Genomic DNA, 19,653 nt, shown 5'->3' with positions numbered 1-19,653 from the left:
CTTTCGGTGCCTCGCACCCCACTCGCATGCTGAGTTCAATGTAATTTTTATTTCTAAATTTTTAAAAAAAGTACCTTACAAATCACACAAGACCGGAGACAACAAGATGGCTAAACAGTTAAGTGGCGCGGGTTTACGCGGCCAAGTTGCAGGTAAAACAGCATTATCAACCGTAGGTAAATCAGGTTCTGGTTTAACGTATCGTGGTTACGACGTAAAAGACTTAGCGCAAAACTGTCAATTTGAAGAAGTGGCGTACCTTATACTTAAGGGCAAGCTACCTAACCAGTCTGAGCTAGACGCATATAAAACAAAACTTCGCGGCATGCGCGGCCTTCCAACAGCGCTTAAAGAAGTGCTAGAGCGCATTCCAAAAAATGCTCACCCAATGGACGTACTTCGCACGGGTTGTTCAATGCTAGGTAACCTTGAAATGGAAACCAGCTTCGACCAGCAGCAAGACGTGACAGACCGCATGTTAGCGTGTTTCCCAAGTATCATTTGTTACTGGTACCGCTTCTCCCACGACGGTGTACGTGTAGATGTTGAAACCGATGACGATTCAATTGGTGGTCACTTCCTACATATGCTTCACGGCGAAAAGCCACGTGAACTTCACGAACAGGTTATGCATGTATCACTCATTCTTTATGCAGAGCATGAATTTAACGCATCTACTTTTACTGCACGTGTTTGTGCTTCAACCTTATCTGATATGCATTCTTGTGTAACGGGTGCTATCGGCTCACTGCGTGGTCCACTTCACGGTGGTGCTAACGAAGCAGCAATGGAAATGATTGAAGGCTTTACCTCTGCTGATGACGCAGAGGAAAAAATGATGGGCATGCTTGAGCGTAAAGAGAAAATCATGGGCTTTGGTCACGCGATTTACTCTGAGTCTGATCCGCGTAACGAAATTATCAAGCAATGGTCTGAAAAACTGGCTGCTGATGTGGGTGACGACGTACTTTACCCTGTGTCCGTTCGCTGTGAAGAAGTGATGTGGCGCGAGAAGAAGCTTTTCTGTAACGCCGATTTCTTCCACGCCTCTGCGTATAACTTTATGGGTATTCCTACGCCGTTGTTCACACCAATCTTCGTAATGTCTCGTCTAACCGGTTGGGCGGCACACGTTATGGAACAGCGCGCTGACAACCGTATTATTCGTCCATCAGCAGAATACACAGGCGAAGAGCTACGCCCCGTGCCACCTATTAGCGAACGCGCTTAAGATAAGGTTGGGGTTTTATGAATATTGATTACCGTAAACCGCTTCCAAACGCGGGTATCGATTTTTTCGATACCCGTGAAGCGGTAGATGCTATTGAGCCTGGCGCCTACGCCAAGCTGCCTTACACCTCACGTGTACTGGCTGAAAACTTAGTGCGCAAATGCGCACCTGACATGCTTACTGATTCGCTTAAGCAGCTTATTTATCGCAAGCGCGACTTAGACTTTCCGTGGTTTCCTGCTCGCGTAGTGTGCCACGATATCTTAGGGCAAACGGCACTTGTAGACTTAGCGGGGCTTCGCGATGCTATTGCCGCAAAAGGCGGCGATCCGGCTAAAGTAAACCCGGTTGTGCCAACACAGCTGATAGTTGATCACTCATTAGCTGTAGAGCACGCTGGTTTTGAGAAAAACGCGTTTGAGAAAAACCGCGCTATTGAAGACAGACGTAACGACGACCGCTTTCATTTTATTAACTGGACAAAAACGGCGTTTAAAAACGTAGATGTTATCCCTCCGGGTAACGGCATTATGCACCAAATCAACTTGGAGCGTATGTCACCTGTTATTCAAGCCCGTGACGGCGTAGCCTTCCCAGACACGCTAGTAGGCACCGACAGCCACACGCCACATGTTGATGCACTTGGTGTAATTGCCGTAGGCGTTGGCGGCCTTGAAGCGGAAAGCGTTATGCTGGGCCGTGCGTCTTACATGCGTTTGCCTGACATTGTAGGTGTTGAACTTACCGGCAAACCACAGCCTGGCATTACCGCAACCGACATTGTATTAGCATTAACTGAATTCTTGCGTAAAAAGCGCGTAGTCTCTGCTTATCTTGAATTCTATGGTGAAGGTGCATCGCACCTGACGCTGGGCGACCGTGCTACTATTTCGAACATGACACCGGAATACGGCGCCACTGCAGCCATGTTTTACATTGACCAGCAAACCATCGATTACTTACGCCTAACAGGGCGTGAGGAAAAGCAAATTGCGCTAGTTGAGCAATATGCTAAGCACACAGGTTTATGGGCTGATGATTTAGAAACTGCCGAGTATGAGCGGGTGCTTACGTTCGACCTTTCTGCAGTTGGCCGTAACATGGCTGGCCCTTCTAACCCACACGCACGTTTACCTACCAGCGATTTAGAAAGTCGCGGCATTGCTGCGAAATGGGATGAAGAAGAAGGCAAAATGCCTGATGGCGCGGTTATTATCGCGGCAATCACCAGCTGTACCAATACATCTAACCCGCGCAATGTTATTGCCGCAGGCCTGCTTGCACGCAACGCAAACCAGCGCGGTTTAACCCGTAAGCCCTGGGTGAAAAGCTCGCTAGCACCAGGTTCTAAAGCGGTAAAGCTGTATCTTGAAGAAGCTAACTTAATGAGCGAGTTGGAAGATTTAGGCTTTGGCGTAGTTGCCTTCGCGTGTACTACCTGTAACGGTATGAGCGGCGCGCTAGACCCTAAAATTCAGCAAGAGATCATAGACCGCGATCTTTACTCTACAGCAGTATTGTCGGGTAACCGTAACTTCGACGGCCGTATTCACCCCTACGCGAAGCAAGCCTTTTTGGCATCACCGCCGCTAGTTGTCGCTTACGCCATTGCTGGTACCATCCGCTTTGACATTGAAAAAGACGTACTGGGCACGGACAAAGACGGCAACCCGGTAACGCTTAAAGATATTTGGCCAAGCGATGAAGAGATCGATGCGATTGTAGCCAAATCGGTGAAACCGGAGCACTTCAGAAAAGTGTACGAGCCAATGTTCGATTTAAGCGTAGACTACGGTAAAGACATTAACCCGCTTTACGACTGGCGTGAAATGAGCACCTATATTCGTCGTCCACCCTATTGGGAAGGCGCGATGGATGCTGAACGCACCATGAAAGGTATGCGTCCGCTTGCTATTTTGGGTGACAACATCACCACCGATCACTTGTCGCCTTCAAACGCTATTTTAGCCAGCAGTGCCGCCGGTGAATACCTGCATAAAATGGGCTTACCGGAAGAAGACTTTAACTCGTATGCCACGCACCGTGGTGACCACTTAACCGCACAGCGCGCTACCCTTGCGAACCCGAAAGTGTTCAACGAGATGGTGCTTGAAAACGGTGAAGTGAAGCAAGGTTCACTGGCGCGCGTTGAGCCAGAAGGCCAAGTTATGCGCATGTGGGAGGCCATTGAAACCTACATGAACCGCAGACAACCGCTTATCATTGTTGCAGGCGCCGACTACGGTCAGGGCTCGTCACGTGACTGGGCAGCTAAAGGCGTACGTCTTGCGGGTGTTGAAGTGATTGTTGCGGAAGGCTTTGAGCGTATTCACCGTACTAACCTTATTGGTATGGGCGTATTACCCCTTGAGTTTAAACCCGGCACTACACGTAAAACACTAGAGCTAGACGGTACGGAAACCTACGACGTAAGCGGCGAACCGTCACCAGGTGCAACGCTTACGCTAGTAGTAAACCGCCAAAACGGTGAGCAGCTAGAAGTACCGGTAACCTGTCGCTTAGACACAGCAGAAGAAGTCTCGATTTACAGCGCAGGCGGCGTATTACAACGCTTCGCCAAAGACTTCTTGGAAGCTGAAGCTAGCTGATTGTGATAGGAAGACCTTTCAGTGGGAGGAGGTGAATCAGTTACAGGGCACGCCGTGAATACGTCCTTGTAGGCTCCCAACTCGCATCCTTGCGAGTTGAGGGCCCTGAAACTGCCCCACCTCCCCCACTTAAGTTCGGCCAATATTGCATCAGTTTACTTAGCTGGGAGATAAGTTAGTCATAGGGCACGCCCTAAATACGTCCCTATAGGCTCCCAACTCGCATACTTGCGAGTTGAAGGCCCTGAAACTAATCCACCTCCTCCGTAGCTAGTATCAGCTAGTTTGGTTGGAAGCTGTTTGTGATTTGAAACCCTCCAGCCGCAAGGATGCGGCTGGGGAGCGCACATGGATGTGTTCACAGCGTGTTTCAAATCACGAACAACTTTACTTCTCTCCAGATAAAATGGTTTTTAGTTTAAGAGTGCGTTGAGGCACGGTTGAAACCTTCGGGGCTTAGACCTCCTCTCTCGAAAGAGTTAATTACTTTTGAGTGGAAGTTGGTTGCAATTTGAAACCTTCCAGCCGCATGGATGCGGCTGGGGAGCGCACACGGACGTGTTCACAGCGTGTTTCAAATTGCAACCAACTTCCGCACACCACAAAAAAGGAAAAAACATGACAAACTATGCGCCACAACTTCGAGTACCGGCTACCTACATGCGTGGCGGTACCAGTAAAGGTGTGTTTTTTAACTTAACCGATTTGCCAGAAACTGCGCAAAAGCCGGGGCCGGCGCGAGATGCCCTGCTTCTGCGCGTTATTGGCAGCCCCGACCCTTACGGTAAACAAACCGACGGTATGGGCGGTGCTACATCAAGTACCAGCAAAACCGTTATATTAAGCAAAAGTGAACGTGAAGGTTACGATGTCGACTACCTATTTGGGCAAGTTTCCATCGACAAGCCATTCGTCGACTGGAGCGGTAATTGCGGAAATCTAACGGCAGCCGTTGGCGCATTTGCGATAACTAATGGGCTGGTAGATAGAAGTAAAATACCAGAGAACGGCGTCGCCACTGTGAATATCTGGCAGGCCAATATCAATAAAGCCATTATCGCTAAGGTGCCCATCACAAATGGCGAAGTACAGGAAACGGGCGACTTTGAATTAGACGGTGTCACCTTCCCTGCCGCAGAAGTGGAAGTGGCCTTTGTTGACCCGGCTGACGGTGAAGGTGCTATTTTTCCAACAGGGCGGTTAGTCGACACACTGGAAGTCCCAGGCGTAGGCTCACTTCAGGCGACCATGATAAACGCGGGTATTCCGACGATTTTCATCAACGCAGAAGACATTGGCTACACAGGCACTGAACTGCAGGATGATATAAACAGCGACTTCGAGGCGCTGTCCAAGTTCGAAGCCATTCGTGCACACGGCGCGGTTCAGATGGGGCTCATCAATGATGTGGGTGAAGCTGCAAACAGGCAGCACACACCAAAAGTCGCGTTCGTTGCACCTCCAAGAGGCTATAAATCATCAAGTGGCAAAGATATTTTAGGCTCTGATATTGATGTGCTGGTTAGGGCATTGTCTATGGGGAAACTTCACCACGCCATGATGGGTACAGCGGCGGTAGCGATAGCTGCAGCAGCGGCTATTCCGGGAACCTTGGTCAACCTAGCCGCGGGTGGGAAAGACAGAGAATCGGTGACTTTTGGGCATCCATCAGGAACCTTAAGAGTAGGTGCAAAAGCGACGTTTGAAGATGACAAATGGCAAATTGAACAAGCTGTAATGAGCAGGAGCGCCCGCGTTCTAATGGAGGGAAATGTGCGTGTTCCACCTGAACAACTCTAAACCAGTGATGATAAAGACATACCTTATTTAGACATAAGTATGAAACGCCCTCTCTTTGAGGGCTTTTTCATATTTTATTAGTTATTATCACGATTCAGGTACCCAGAGTAGTTCACATGTATAAAGTTCTTGTAGTAGAAGACAGTTTAACTGTCCGTAAGATCGTCAATAAACTTATTGAGGATAACCCTCACTTTACCTGTGATCTATGCGAGGACTTAGCCGAAGCGCGAAGTGCTTTAGAAAGCGATAACGAATACTTAGCCGCTATTGTTGATTTAAACCTTCCAGATGCTCCCAACGGCGAAAGCGTTGAACTTGCGCTTTCATACAACGTTCCTACTATCGTGCTAACCGGTAATTTCGACGAATTTACTCGTGCCCAGTTACTCGATCAGGGTGTACTGGATTACATTACAAAAGAATCCCGCTACTCGTACCTACAAGTTTCTAAACTGGTTGACCGCTTGCGGAAAAATTTAACCACTAAAGTCCTTGTTGTAGAAGACTCAAAAACCAGTCGAAATCATATCTGCTCATTACTTCGCAAATTCCAGTTTCAAGTGCACGAAGCCAATGATGGCCTTGAAGCGCTTGACGTACTTGAAAATCACCGGGATATCAAAATGGTGATCGCGGATCATAGAATGCCCAACATGGATGGCTATGAGCTTGTTAAAACGATTCGACACGAAAGACGGATGCAAGACTTGGTTTTTATCGGCCTTTCAGCTACGGGGGATAGCGTGCTTACTTCTAAATTTATAAAAAGTGGCGCTAATGATTTCCTCTCTAAGCCGTTTTATCACGAAGAATTCTACTGCCGCGTAATGCAAAACCTTGAATCACAAGAAATGATTCAAACCATCCGTGACTCCGCTAATTTAGATGCGCTAACAAAGGTTTATAACCGACGTTTTTTGCATGAAAAAGCAGAAGAGCTGTTCGCCAATAAAACGTCTAGAAAAGACGTTATCGTATCTATGATTGACGCCGACAATTTTAAAAATGTAAACGATACGTACGGTCATAAAACTGGCGACATGTTACTACAGGAATTCGCAGCATTACTTAAAGATTACTTCCCTGACGACCTAATTGTGCGCTATGGCGGCGAAGAATTTACGGTGGTATCGGTAAGGCCGCCCAAGGTGTATTTATCAGCGCTTTCAGCATTTATGGATGCAGTTCGCACTACGCTGTTTACCAGCCACAAATTTAACATTACGTGCAGTATCGGCGTAAGTACCGAAGAGCACAAATGTTTAGAGTCGCAGTTAGAAAAAGCCGACGCGCGCTTGTACGAAGCAAAGCACGCGGGCAAAGATCAGATTATTCTTCGAGATTCAGTGACTAAAGCTGCTCAAGCTTGAAATATCGCTTCTATAGGAGCCAACTTGGTAACATATAGCTAATAAAAACCAGCAAGCCGAAGTAGCCAACCAACACAGTGGCAATTAATTTATCAATACGTAAATTGCCCTCATTCGAATTTGAAACCGAACCCAAGCTGCTATTATCATTTGGTGAAAAGGCAGACAGAATGATAGCGGGTACTACTGTGCCAGTGAATCCCGTGACATTCCACCAAAACCAAAACACGTCTTCTACAAAAAATGCGAGTGACAAATTAGTCAACACACCGCACAACAGTCCGATATTAACCTGCTTGGCATTTACCTTTTTCGAAAGCATTCCAAGTAAAAATACAGCTAACACTGGCCCAAAAAAAACAGAGCCCACTTTGTTCACCGCTTCTATTACCGTAGGCGCTATATCGCCAGCATTGAGCGAAAGCAGCAAAATAACCACTCCCCAAGAGAACCCGGCAAATTTAGCAGAGCTCAGGTAACCTTCAGGTTTTGTTCGCTTACCAGTGATCTTGTAATAGTCTTCTAGTGAGACTGCCGCAAGTGAGTTGATTGCCGAGCTTAATGACGACATGGCAGCGGCGAGAATAGCGACGACCAGCAAGCCGATAAGCCCATGAGGTAAATAGTTAAGAATAAACACGGGCATAAGCCAGTCTGGGTTGTCTTTAGGAATCTGAGATAGCAAGTTAGCGTCGTTAAACGCTAACGTGCCAACTACTAAACCCGCTAAACAATATAGCAGTGTTATTGGAAACCTAAAAATGCCGTTGGCTAGCATCATCTTTTTTAGATCGCCTTCCGACTTTGCTGACAACGCTCGTTGCGCCTCAGATTGGTCACAACCATAGTAAGAGGCATACAAAATCACGCCACCTAGCACCATAGGGAAAAAGCCGAAGCCGTCGCCATCAAACCCCAGAGAAGAAAAATTAAGGGTAGAAACTCGCTCGCTTGGAAGTAACTGTAAAAAAGGCTCCCAACCGCCTAATGCATTCAAACCAAAAGCAATACAAATAGCTGTACCCATTACAATAACAACCATTTGTACTGCGTCGCCGTATACAACCGCCTTCATTCCGCCTTGTAGTGAGTACAAAACGGTAATAACGCCAATAAGCAAAATTGCCTGGGTAGAAGAAACCTGCATGGTTCCTTGTAAAATAATGGATAGAGCGTACACCATTATACCGGTGGCAAATGCTCTGCTAAATTGAAACACAATACTGATGCAAATTCGGGTAGAGGTAGAGAAACGCCGCTCAAGATAGTCATAAATACTTACCACGCCACTTCGGTACAACGTAGGCAACACTGTGGTAATAAGTAAAAGCATCGCTAGGGGAACAGCCAGCTCATAAGAGAGCCATATTAACCCTCCCCCCTCACGGAAGCCGACAAATGCGGGGGCGGATATAAAACTGACTGCCGACAGTTGCGTCGCCATGATTGAGAGTAACAGGGGTTTCCAGTTTAAGCTTCTTCCTGCTAAAAAGTAGTCTTTCTTTGACTGTTGCCCACGCAAAGTAAAGCCAATGATGAGCAAGATAATGAGGTAAACCGCAATAACACTGTAATCAAGAATATCCATATAAACGCAAGGTTGTACAACTGAATACCTACCTTTACACAAACTCGTCCTATTTGCATAAAAAAACGCACAAAAAAACAGCGCAAAGAGAAACAGTGTTTATTACATCCAAGACTTTCTCGTTGACTCCACCTCAAATAACACGCTGTCTGCTAGTTTGTTAACATATTCTTCTGGCAGAAATGGTACGGTAACCGCCCCCGAAGCCAGCACGAACTTAATAGTAGCCTGCTTTCTTCGCTTCATAAATACGCTCTGCTTTACAATAACTTGCTGAGCTTTATAGGGTTCAAAGCACTGATAATCGACACCTACTCTACCTCGCCTTATGTAAACGTACTTATTGTCATAGGCTATTCCCCATCGCCACCACCTAAGCGTAAGCAAAAGCGCTACCGCACCATAGACAACGAGTGCACCAAGCATAATGTCTAGGTGGGACGACGCGGCGCCGATAGCGAAAAAGACAATAAAAGGAAGCGTCCAACCTGCAAGCAACCAAAAAGTAATAAACCGCTTACTGATAGTTTGATAGTTTCGGCTTCGTAAGTCACAGCCAGGCATCACTTCTTGGCTTAGTGCAAAGGCTTCGTTTTCAGTTACCGATGGCACAATAAGTTTATTTGGCGACATCAGTTCTTGCATTTGCTGGCCAGCCGTTGAGTTCTGCTCAAAATACAAATTGACCCGCTTTAAAATTTTATCCAGCCAATCTTGCTTCGCGGTTATCATTTGGATACGCGATGCACGCATGCTTACTTCCAGCTTATTGAGTAAGCCGCTGCGCCGGATATAGCGATCACCTGATCGTGAAAGTGTGTAGCCGTAAAAGGTGAATAGCGCGCCACCAACACTCAGTAGTGCCACTAACGCCATTAGCATCATGAGAACGACAAAGGCATACAATCCAAATTGCCACCAAGCTACCGTTTGTTCACCGACCAGCTGATTTAGCTGTAAGCCCTTATCGGCTAACCACTCTGACACAACCCCAAACACATCGTCATAAAAAGGCGCGGCGGCACCCAATATGATCCACACGCGATTATTGGTGATACCGTGAATAATAATGTCTTTCACAGACCGTCGATTAAGCACTTCTTCATTTGAATGGGAAGCGTCTATGGTTTCAGCGCGCGTTGTTTGTGTGGGGAACGATGAACTTTGGCCATCAGATATGACCTCATCACCTAAACCATTCAGAGCCCCCTCATCAAACTGAGCTTTTTCGTAAAGCACCTGCTTCTTCAGCGCTTCAGCATAATCTTCCGGAACGGCTACTATTTTGGCTTCTTCTTTACCGCTACCTGCCGTATCAAGCACCACCAACGCATACCCAAAAGGACGATAATAAAAGGGGCGCTCAATCTTAACGTTTTGAATACGCCACAACGGCAAGTTGGTATAGCGGCGCTGAAACACGCCATGATGAATCTCAACGTGTTGGTTGTGCACGCGAAACTTGTACATTAAAAAGCTTATTACGCCGCTGCCACTCGTAGATAAAAAAAGGATACCGGCACCGATCAACACTTCAGGCGACAGCAGGTTATCCCAAATATTAAACGATATGGCTAAGGCGGGGATGGTATAAATAAGTACTTGTGCCGAAGTGGTAAAATTACGAATAGTAAAGTACAAGATAGAAATAAGAGAGAGGCGCTGCCACTCATCACCCGTTTCTACTTTAAGTGCCGTTTCTTGCACAAAAGCATCTGAGCTAAGAGATTGCTGCACAGTATCTGGTTTTAGAACCTTTGACTGATTATGTTCAGATGCTTGGTTTGAAGACGTTTCAGATACTATCATTAGCGAGCACCAATATCTTTGTGAGCAAGTATAAACTCTCGTAATTGCTCAGCCCTCTCAATACTTAGCCCAGGTATTTCAAAGGTATGCATTTCACCGCCAGCCGAAAACACTTGAAGAGAGGCAAGGCCCGCCCACCTGTCAAGCGGCCCTCGATTAACCTCTACGTGCTGGACACGCAAAATAGGTTGGCACGAAAGTTTTCTAAAAATTAGCCCTGACTGTTTGCTGATGTCTTGCTCTCGAATCGCATAAAATATGCGGACATCAGCAAAGAAGTGGTACAGCGCCCATACGGAGCCTAAAGCTACGATACCTGCAACCACATACGGGTAAGCTTGCAGCAGTCCTTCAGGCAGTGACCAGAAGCTTTGGAATCGTAGTACGGTGGCAATACTTATTAGCACCAAGGCTATCAATCCAATTGAGAAAATATTTAGCGCTCGGTACTTTTTAGAAATAGGAAGTAATGCGAGCGTTTTAAGTGAAGGAATTTCCTCAACACTCAGCTGGTTATTTGAAAATACGGTCTCTTGTTGTGCGCTTATTGTCATCACATTAATTCCTTTTACCACTACATAAATAAGATAAGCCTGCCGCTTTTTTTAAGAGTAATTTGACCTCTTTGGAATACCGCACCCAAGGCTTACTCTACCGCAGTTTTTATAACAAAAAAGAGGGCAAGCCCTCTTTTTTACATTAAATATTAGAAGGCGCATGCGCAGACTAGTCATCAACCTGCTGCTCGTTTAACCAATCGTGCAGAGCCTTCATATCGTGCTGAACGGCCATTTGAAGCTCTTCCACCCAATCGTGCACATTTTCCCACCATGTTGGGTGGTCTCCCTGTTGAATTTGATTCGCAATACGCTGTACGCGAGCCAAGCCAACAGAGCCAGCGGCGCCTTTAATTTTGTGAGCCTGTGAGCACACTTCTGACTTTTCGTCAGCGCTTAGGCTTAGCTGCAGTATTTCCATGTATTCAGGCATTTTTTCTTGGAATACTTTAACGCTAGCACGCACCATCTCATCCCCTATGGTATCAACTAACATCTGTAGTAAGTCCATATCTAAAATGTTACTTAATATTTTGTTAGGTTCAGGGCGCTCTACTTCACCGTCAATTTCCAAAGGTGCAGGCGGTGCATGAAACAGTTCATTAAACACTTCAATAACGCGAGACTTTTTAATCGGCTTGGCAATAACGTCATCCATACCATTTTCAAGGTATTCATCACGCTTTTTAATGACATTTGCCGTTAGTGCTACTATGGGCGTTTGCATGACCAGATCTTCTTCGATAATCGTGCTCGCAACATCAAACCCGGTCATATCAGGTAGCTGAATATCAAGTAAGATAAGGTCGTATTGGTTTTCTCTGACTTTATCTATGGCCTCTTGCCCCGTCATAGCCACATCGACTTTTTGACCCAATTTTTCAAGTAAGGCTTTCGCTACCATAACGTTCAACTCAATATCTTCTACCAACAAGATATTAAGCCCCGTTACTTGTAGCTGCGCCACTTTCATTGGGCTGCTAGAAATTTGAACTGGCAACACAATTTCAAAACGCGTGCCCTTGCCCACTTTACTAGAAACGTGGATTTCACCTTTCATCAAGTCGACCATTTGCTTACAAATAGCCAACCCAATACCAGTACCTGTGGCCGATTGATGATCAGGGTGGTCAACCTGATAGTACATAGCAAAAATTTTATCAATTTCGCTTTCTGGGATACCTACTCCCGTGTCTTCAATCACAAACGTTACATACGCCTTATCACCATCGGGTTTAGTCGAAGAAACTGATAAGCTTACGTGACCTTTCTGGGTGAACTTCACCGCGTTAAATAGGATGTTCCACAATATCTGGCGAAGGCGCGTACCATCTATTTCAACAAGACGGGGAAGCGGTTCATTAATTGTTGTTTTAAGCTCTAGCTGTTTATCGGCGGCAAGCAGGCGAATAATGCTACTTAGTTCTTCGGTGAAGTCTTTTAACGAAATCGTTTTAAGACTCAATTCAAGCTTGTCTCTGTCTAATTTGTCTAGGTCAATAATGTCGTTAAAGATGTTACCTAGGGTGATCGCACTAGCGTAAATGGTACTAACCCAGCTAAATTGCTCGTCGCTTAACTCTGTATCACGCAACATGCGGCTTAAGCCGACAATACCGTTTAACGGTGTACGAAGCTCATGGCTTATAGTCGCGATAAAGCGGGTTTTATCTGTGCTTGCTTTCGCCGCAGCATTTTCAGCTTGTTTACGCTCGGTCATATCACGACCGAATGATAGTAGTCCCAAGCGGTTACCTTCTTTATCGAAGAACGGCACGCGCTTCATTTCAAAGTAGCGACGACGTCCATCAGCGAAGCGAAGCCATAATTCCTCTGTAATACTCGCATTGGTTTCTAATACTTCATGATCGCTCGCTACAATTTGCCTAGCTAGCTCTTCTTCGTATACATCTTTTGGCGTTAAGCCAAGCAGTTCTTGCTCAGTTTTGCCTGTCATCAACTCGGCAATGCGATTGCAACCAGCAAATCGACCTTCTTCATTACGATAGTAAATTAAGTCTGGCGAAGCATCGATGATGGAACGTAACAGTGTGGATAAGCGTCGTGCTTGTGCTTCTTGTTCGGATTTATCCTGAATTTCTTTTTCTAAATCTTTAAACAGCGCTTCACGCTCTTCTTGCGCCTGCTTTCGCTGCTCTATTTCATGGTTTAATTGGCGAATATTGCTTTGTAATTCTCGGTTAAGAAAAACATCTTCTTCCCGTAAGCTTTCTAATTGGCTAACGACTTCTTTAAGATTAGTACGCGAATTCTCTAACTGCTTTATCAATTCACTGAAAAAGTAGAGTACCCAAGGCGCAGACAACATAGTAAGGATAACTGCGCTTATGAAATCGTCGGGTTGAACTTGGCTTCCCATACTTACGCGTATCACGTAGGAACCGCCTAGCGTGAACACCAGCGAAAGAACAACAAACAAAATGCTGAGCTTTAGAGTGCCAAAACGCTGAACAAATTGAGCAAAGCGGATTGCCCAAGAATCGTTTGGTGAATCTGAATGCATGTACGTCTATTCTAAACTTATTTTGCCTGTATCCTATCAGGCTTTCCCCTTTTCGGGAATGCGGTTTGTCAAAGCGGGAATCTACCGTCCTGAACGACCTCAGGATTTGAAAGGTGACTTTTCGGTAATTTCATTTATATACCGAGTATTTACCCACCCTACTTTTGTGTAAGACACTTTCGCCCACTCTCCTTGCTTTTCCAGTATTTTAAGTACCTCTCCCTTGTTCAATCCATTTTCGATCTTTGAGAAAGTAATATCTGGTCCTTTTCTTACATTCAGTGAATTAGCACTTACGTTAGCCACTCGCTTTACTGCGCTGACACTATCCCGTTGTATTTGATCATGCGCTTCGCGTTGTGAATTCGTTTCGCTAGCTTCCGTCGCCCACTGTTCACTATTACCTTTCAAGGCGGCAGCCTTGAATTTTTGGATAGGAAAAGCGGGGCCGGGATCGACTTTTCTAGACGGCGCAATTTCATCGTGGCCAACAATAGTAGAAATATTGTAATGGCTGCACAACGCTTTGCAGAGTGAAAGCGTTCTCGAAATTTGTACTTCGGTATACTTGTGCCAGTAACCGGTTGACTGCTGATTAATATGTTGCGCAGCTAACACTTCATGCTTATCGTAAATTTCACCAAACCAACTTTCATATGCGCCGTTTCCTCTATCCTTAAGCTGGCCCGCATTGTCTAGTTCAATACCAATAGAATACCGATTTAAGCCATTGCGACCTTCATAGTAACTCTCTCCCGCGTGCCACGCTATTTTATTGGTCGAGAGCATTTGAACAATGTCGCCATTTCGCCCTATGGCAAAGTGAGCAGACACACCGCTGTCTGCATTGGTTAATACGTTTACAGAGGACTCCAGGCTACTGCCAGCCGTAAAATGTATAACGATGGTATCGGGGCTACCGCTTTGGAAATATCCAGAGGTATTTGGAGAGGGCTTAAAACTCACGTTTTCGCCGTTCAATAAATGGTCTTCTATTTCAAAGGAATAAATAGATGTTGCGTGTAGTGCTTTCATAGAATAGCCCTTATTGGCCAGATAGCATGTGCTTTCAGTGAATTTTTATTCCGTAGCTGTCACCTATACACCCTTAAAAATAAAACGAATGCCGTATCAAGTCTTGCAGTGATGAGCAATAACATTACACGCGAATAATTTTTAACCAATATAGCAAAGTACTTATGTAAGTGGAACCTTGTCTTTACAATTAAATAAAAATACAAATAAACGCCATTTGACAACATAAAACAACGATTGAATCGCATAATTATTCACTGATTAAATATAAATGAGAACCAATATCATTTGATGACGCTAAACTATCTCCATTTATTGGCTGATAACATTTTTGTTACAAACATAAATAAGAAGATGTATGCACTTGATATTTAAGGACTTAATTATATTTATACGAATTCACTATAAAGCTTATACTTTTAGCGTTTGATTTTAGTTTTTAATGTGGGTATTTTGTACGGCCCGCATCGCAATAATGCATAAAAATGCGGAAACGACTGGAATCCTCTAATAATAAATAACGACAAGAAAGGCGCACGCCGCAAGCAATACCGCTCGCAGGCTTAAAAGACGTCTAATAATGTTGTGATACGCAAACCTAGGCGCATCTACACGCAACGCATACCTTGCCCAGTCAAAAGGTTGAAGGAGTTAAGAGATGAGTTTATATAATCCCAATGATTCCCGGGACAACTGTGGGTTTGGCTTAATTGCTCACACTCATGGGGAAGCCAGTCACGAATTGGTAACGACTGCTATTCACGGTTTAGACCGTATGCAGCATCGTGGCGGTATCGCCGCCGACGGGAAAACCGGTGACGGTTGTGGTTTACTACTACAGAAACCGGATGCGTTCTTCCATGCAATCGCCGAAGAAAATGGCTGGAAACTCAGCAAAAAGTACGGCGTGGGCATGATTTTCTTAAGTCAGGACCCAGTACTTGCGCAAGCCGCGCGCGAAGTACTTAATGAAGAACTCGAAAAAGAAACACTTTCAGTAGTGGGTTGGCGCGAAGTGCCTGTCGACCGCTCAGTACTGGGTGAACTAGCGCTAACAGGTGTTCCACAAATCGAACAGGTATTTGTGAACGCACCAGCAGGCTGGAGAAAACGCGACCTTGAACGTCGTTTGTATATGATCCGCCGCCGCGCTGAAAAACGTCTTGAGAAAGATCCCGATTTTTACGTAGCTTGTTTGTCAGGCTTGGTAACGATCTACAAAGGCTTGGTAATGCCAAAAGACTTACCTGTCTTCTACCACGATCTTGCCGATGAGCGTATGCAAAGCGCAATTTGCGTTTTCCACCAACGCTTCTCAACAAACACATTACCGCGCTGGCCTCTTGCTCAGCCTTTCCGTTTCCTTGCACACAATGGTGAAATTAACACCATTAAAGGAAACCGCGACTGGGCCATGGCACGTGCAGCTAAATTTGCAACGCCACTTATTCCAGACCTTAAAGATGCAGCACCTTTTGTTAATACTGAAGGTTCAGACTCATCATCGCTGGATAACATGCTGGAGCTATTCTTAGCCGGCGGAATGGATTTATTCCGTGCTATGCGCTTGCTTGTTCCACCAGCCTATCAAAACAACAAAACCATGGACGATGACCTTCGTGCATTTTACGAGTTTAACTCAATGCACATGGAACCATGGGACGGCCCAGCGGGTATCGTTTTAACTAACGGTCGCCACGTAGCCTGTAACCTTGATAGAAATGGTCTACGTCCTGCACGTTACGTTATCACTAAGAACGGTTTCATCACCCTAGCCTCAGAAGTAGGTATCTGGGATTACGAGCAAGCCGACGTAATTGAAAAAGGCCGTGTAGGCCCAGGTGAAATGCTTGCTGTAGACACCTATACAGGCAAAATCTGGCGCTCTACTGAAATTGATGAAGACTTAAAAGCACGTCACCCTTATAAAGAGTGGCTAGACAAGCATATTCGTCGACTTACACCAATTGAAAAGCTTGATGCGTCATTAATTGGTAAACGTGTGTTTGACGACGATGCCATGGCGGTGTACCACAAGCTACACGCCTACAGCTATGAAGAAATTCAACAAGTTGTAAAAGTACTTGCGAAAGACGGTCAAGAAGCCGTTGGCTCTATGGGTGATGACACGCCAATGGCGGTTATGTCATCTCGTCAGCGTACGGTTTACGACTATTTCCGTCAGCAATTTGCACAGGTAACTAACCCGCCAATCGATCCGCTACGTGAAAACCACGTTATGTCGTTGGCAACCTGTATTGGCCGCGAGCAAAACGTATTTAGCGAAACCTCAGGTTACGCCGACCGCGTATTGTTCGACTCGCCAGTACTAATGTATACCGACCTTAAACAATTGCGCGAATTTAACCCAGACAACTACTATTCAGAAGTCGTCGAGCTTCAATATGCGCCGCAAGAAGGTTTAAAGAAAGCCATCGAGCGCGTGTGTAACGAAGTAGAAATGCTGGTTAAAAACAAGCGTGCTGCGTTCGTTATTCTGTCTGACAGAAACATTAAGCAAAATCGTTTGGTTATCCCTGCAGCTATGGCAGTTGGTGCGGTACAGCGTCGCCTAGTTGAAAAGTCATTGCGCTGCGATGCTAACGTTGTTGTTGAAACAGCAAGTGCCCGCGATCCACACCATTTTGCGGTGTTGATTGGCTTAGGTGCCACTGCGGTTTACCCATTCCTTGCATATGAAACTATTGAGCAGCTTTGTGAAAAAGGTGAGCTAGATATTTCTCCTATGCAGGCCACGTTGAACTACCGTAAGGGTATCAACAAGGGCTTGTATAAGATCATGTCGAAAATGGGTATTAGCACCGTTGCTAGTTACCGTAGCTCTAAACTGTTTGAAGCAGTGGGTATTAACAATGAAGTGATGAAGCTATGCTTCAAAGGTGTAACTTCACGCATTCAAGGTGCGGGTTTCGATGATTTCCATCAAGACCTTATCAACCTAAACCGTATTGCATGGCTTAAGCGTAAGTCTGTCGATCACGGCGGCTTGCTTAAATACGTTCACGGCGGCGAATATCACGCTTATAACCCAGACGTAGTCAGTACGCTTCAAAAGGCTGTGGTGTCGGGTAACTACGACGACTACCAGCAATATGCGAAGCTTGTTAACGAGCGTGCGCCTGCGCACATTCGCGACTTGCTAGCTATTAACCCTAATTGCGACCCTATTGATATTAGCGAAGTTGAAGCACCGGAAAACTTATTCCCACGCTTCGATACAGCAGCGATGTCAATTGGTGCACTAAGCCCGGAAGCGCACGAAGCACTGGCGATAGCCATGAACCGCCTGGGCGGACAGTCTAACTCAGGGGAAGGTGGCGAACACCCTTCTCGCTTTGGAACTGAAAAGAACTCCAAAATTAAACAGGTGGCTTCAGGTCGCTTTGGCGTAACGCCTCACTATTTGGTTAACGCTAACGTTATTCAAATTAAAGTGGCGCAGGGTGCAAAACCGGGTGAAGGTGGTCAGCTTCCAGGCGATAAGGTAAATAAGTACATCGCACAGCTACGTTTCTCTGTGCCGGGTGTAACCCTTATTTCACCGCCTCCGCACCACGATATTTACTCAATTGAAGATTTAGCACAGCTAATTTTCGATTTGAAACAGGTTAATCCAACGGCACTTATATCCGTTAAGCTAGTATCTGAGCCGGGTGTTGGCACCATTGCAACGGGTGTAGCGAAAGCCTATGCCGACCTTATCACCGTTTCAGGTTACGACGGCGGTACAGGTGCAAGCCCGCTAACATCAGTTAAGTATGCGGGTAGCCCATTTGAGCTTGGTTTATCTGAAACTCAGCAAGCGCTTATTGAAAACGGCTTACGTCACAAAGTACGCGTTCAAACCGATGGTGGTTTGAAAACAGGCTTAGACGTAGTAAAAGCCGGTATTTTAGGCGCTGAGAGCTTTGGTTTTGGTACAGGTCCAATGGTAGCTTTAGGCTGTAAATATCTACGTATTTGCCACTTGAACAACTGTGCGACTGGTGTTGCAACGCAGGATCAAAAACTGCGTGACGACCACTTCATTGGCTTACCTGATATGGTAATGAACTACTTCAAGTTTATTGCTCAAGAAGTGCGTGAGATCATGGCGTCTATGGGTATTGCTAAGTTCGACGACCTTGTTGGTCGAACAGAGCTACTTAAAGTTCTAGATGGCATTACCGCTAAGCAAAACCGTTTAGATTTGTCTCCGTTGCTAGCGCAGCCTAAAGCAGGCGACCATACGCGCTTATTCTGCTCACAAACGACTAACGCGCCTGTCGATAAAGGTGAATTGAACGCGCAGATGCTTAAAGACGGCCAGCAAGCGGTTGTTGACGGTAAATCTATTACCCTTAAATACCCAATCCGCAATACGGATCGCTCTGTCGGCGCATTGCTATCAGGTGAAATCGCTAAACACCACGGTAACCACGACTTTGAAGATACACCTATCAAGGTTGAACTTACCGGTACAGCGGGTCAGAGCTTCGGTGTGTGGAACGCTGGCGGCCTACATATGCATCTTGAAGGCGATGCCAACGATTACGTGGGTAAAGGGATGACTGGCGGTAAGCTTGTTATCCACCCGCCGCGCGATATCTCGTATGACGCCCACGACAGTGCCATTATGGGTAACACCTGCCTTTACGGTGCAACAGGCGGTAAGCTGTTTGCTGCTGGCCGTGCTGGCGAGCGCTTTGGCGTACGTAACTCTGGTGCTATTGCGGTAGTTGAAGGCATTGGCGATAACGGCTGTGAATATATGACAGGCGGTATCGTAGCTGTACTTGGTCCGGTTGGTGTTAACTTCGGTGCCGGTATGACAGGTGGTTTTGCTTATCTTATGGATGATGGCGACGACCTTGATAACCGCGTGAATGCCGAACTGGTCGATGTAATGCCAATTGAAGATAAAGCAATTCTTGCTGAACACTTACGTGGCTTAATCAATCAGCATTACGAAGAAACAGGAAGCGAGCACTCCTTGTCTCTGCTTACTGATTTCGCCGCAACGCTGAAACGCTTCAAGCTTATTAAGCCGAAAACCAGTGATGTGAAAAACTTGCTTGGTCACATCAGTCGTTCAAGTGCTGAATTACGCATTCAGGCTCAGTAGGA

10 protein-coding genes are annotated in these 19,653 nt (G+C 45.9%); 5 read left to right on the top strand and 5 right to left on the bottom strand.

Features of this window, described 5'->3' with window-relative positions; translation table 11 throughout:
* Positions 1–106: 106 nt before the first annotated feature.
* From prpC to E5672_RS09075, 4 genes are all read left to right on the top strand, one after another.
* Entirely contained in the window at positions 107–1,231 is a 1,125-nt protein-coding gene (prpC, locus tag E5672_RS09090) for a bifunctional 2-methylcitrate synthase/citrate synthase (protein ID WP_136781906.1), read from the top strand.
* Positions 1,232–1,248: 17 nt separating this feature from the next.
* Positions 1,249–3,840 (top strand): Fe/S-dependent 2-methylisocitrate dehydratase AcnD, encoded by a 2,592-nt coding sequence (acnD, locus tag E5672_RS09085; protein WP_136781905.1) that lies wholly within the window; start codon positions 1,249–1,251, stop codon positions 3,838–3,840.
* Between the two features lie 618 nt (positions 3,841–4,458).
* On the top strand, positions 4,459–5,640 hold the full coding sequence (gene prpF / locus E5672_RS09080; RefSeq protein ID WP_136781904.1) for a 2-methylaconitate cis-trans isomerase PrpF: 1,182 nt from the start codon (positions 4,459–4,461) through the stop codon (positions 5,638–5,640).
* A gap of 116 nt (positions 5,641–5,756) precedes the next feature.
* Positions 5,757–7,013: a response regulator gene (locus E5672_RS09075; protein WP_136781903.1), complete on the top strand. Its 1,257-nt coding sequence runs from the start codon at positions 5,757–5,759 to the stop codon at positions 7,011–7,013.
* Positions 7,014–7,023: 10 nt separating this feature from the next.
* On the opposite strand, the gene E5672_RS09070 is transcribed toward E5672_RS09075, so the two are convergent.
* From E5672_RS09070 to E5672_RS09050, 5 genes are all read right to left on the bottom strand, one after another.
* Positions 7,024–8,601, bottom strand: a complete 1,578-nt coding sequence (locus E5672_RS09070) for a sodium:solute symporter family transporter (protein WP_136781902.1) — start codon at positions 8,599–8,601, stop codon at positions 7,024–7,026.
* 102 nt (positions 8,602–8,703) lie between these two features.
* Positions 8,704–10,410 carry a PH domain-containing protein gene (locus tag E5672_RS09065; RefSeq protein ID WP_136781901.1) on the bottom strand — a complete coding sequence of 569 codons (1,707 nt, stop codon included), beginning with the start codon at positions 10,408–10,410 and terminating at the stop codon, positions 8,704–8,706.
* Positions 10,410–10,964 carry a PH domain-containing protein gene (locus E5672_RS09060; protein WP_136782271.1) on the bottom strand — a complete coding sequence of 185 codons (555 nt, stop codon included), beginning with the start codon at positions 10,962–10,964 and terminating at the stop codon, positions 10,410–10,412. The genes E5672_RS09065 and E5672_RS09060 overlap by 1 nt, the downstream gene beginning before the upstream one ends.
* A 172-nt stretch (positions 10,965–11,136) precedes the next feature.
* Complete coding sequence (arcB, locus tag E5672_RS09055; RefSeq protein WP_136781900.1) at positions 11,137–13,491, bottom strand: aerobic respiration two-component sensor histidine kinase ArcB; 2,355 nt, start codon at positions 13,489–13,491, stop codon at positions 11,137–11,139.
* A 99-nt stretch (positions 13,492–13,590) separates the two neighbouring features.
* Positions 13,591–14,526 carry an N-acetylmuramoyl-L-alanine amidase gene (locus tag E5672_RS09050; RefSeq protein ID WP_136781899.1) on the bottom strand — a complete coding sequence of 312 codons (936 nt, stop codon included), beginning with the start codon at positions 14,524–14,526 and terminating at the stop codon, positions 13,591–13,593.
* A gap of 658 nt (positions 14,527–15,184) precedes the next feature.
* On the opposite strand from E5672_RS09050, the gene gltB reads away from it, so the two are divergent.
* On the top strand, positions 15,185–19,651 hold the full coding sequence (gltB, locus tag E5672_RS09045) for a glutamate synthase large subunit (protein WP_136781898.1): 4,467 nt from the start codon (positions 15,185–15,187) through the stop codon (positions 19,649–19,651).
* Positions 19,652–19,653 lie beyond the last annotated feature (2 nt).

The sequence above is a fragment of the Alteromonas portus genome, from assembly GCF_005117025.1.
GTDB classification, from domain to species: Bacteria; Pseudomonadota; Gammaproteobacteria; order Enterobacterales; family Alteromonadaceae; genus Alteromonas; species Alteromonas portus.
This window is presented reverse-complemented; position numbering and strand designations above follow the sequence as displayed.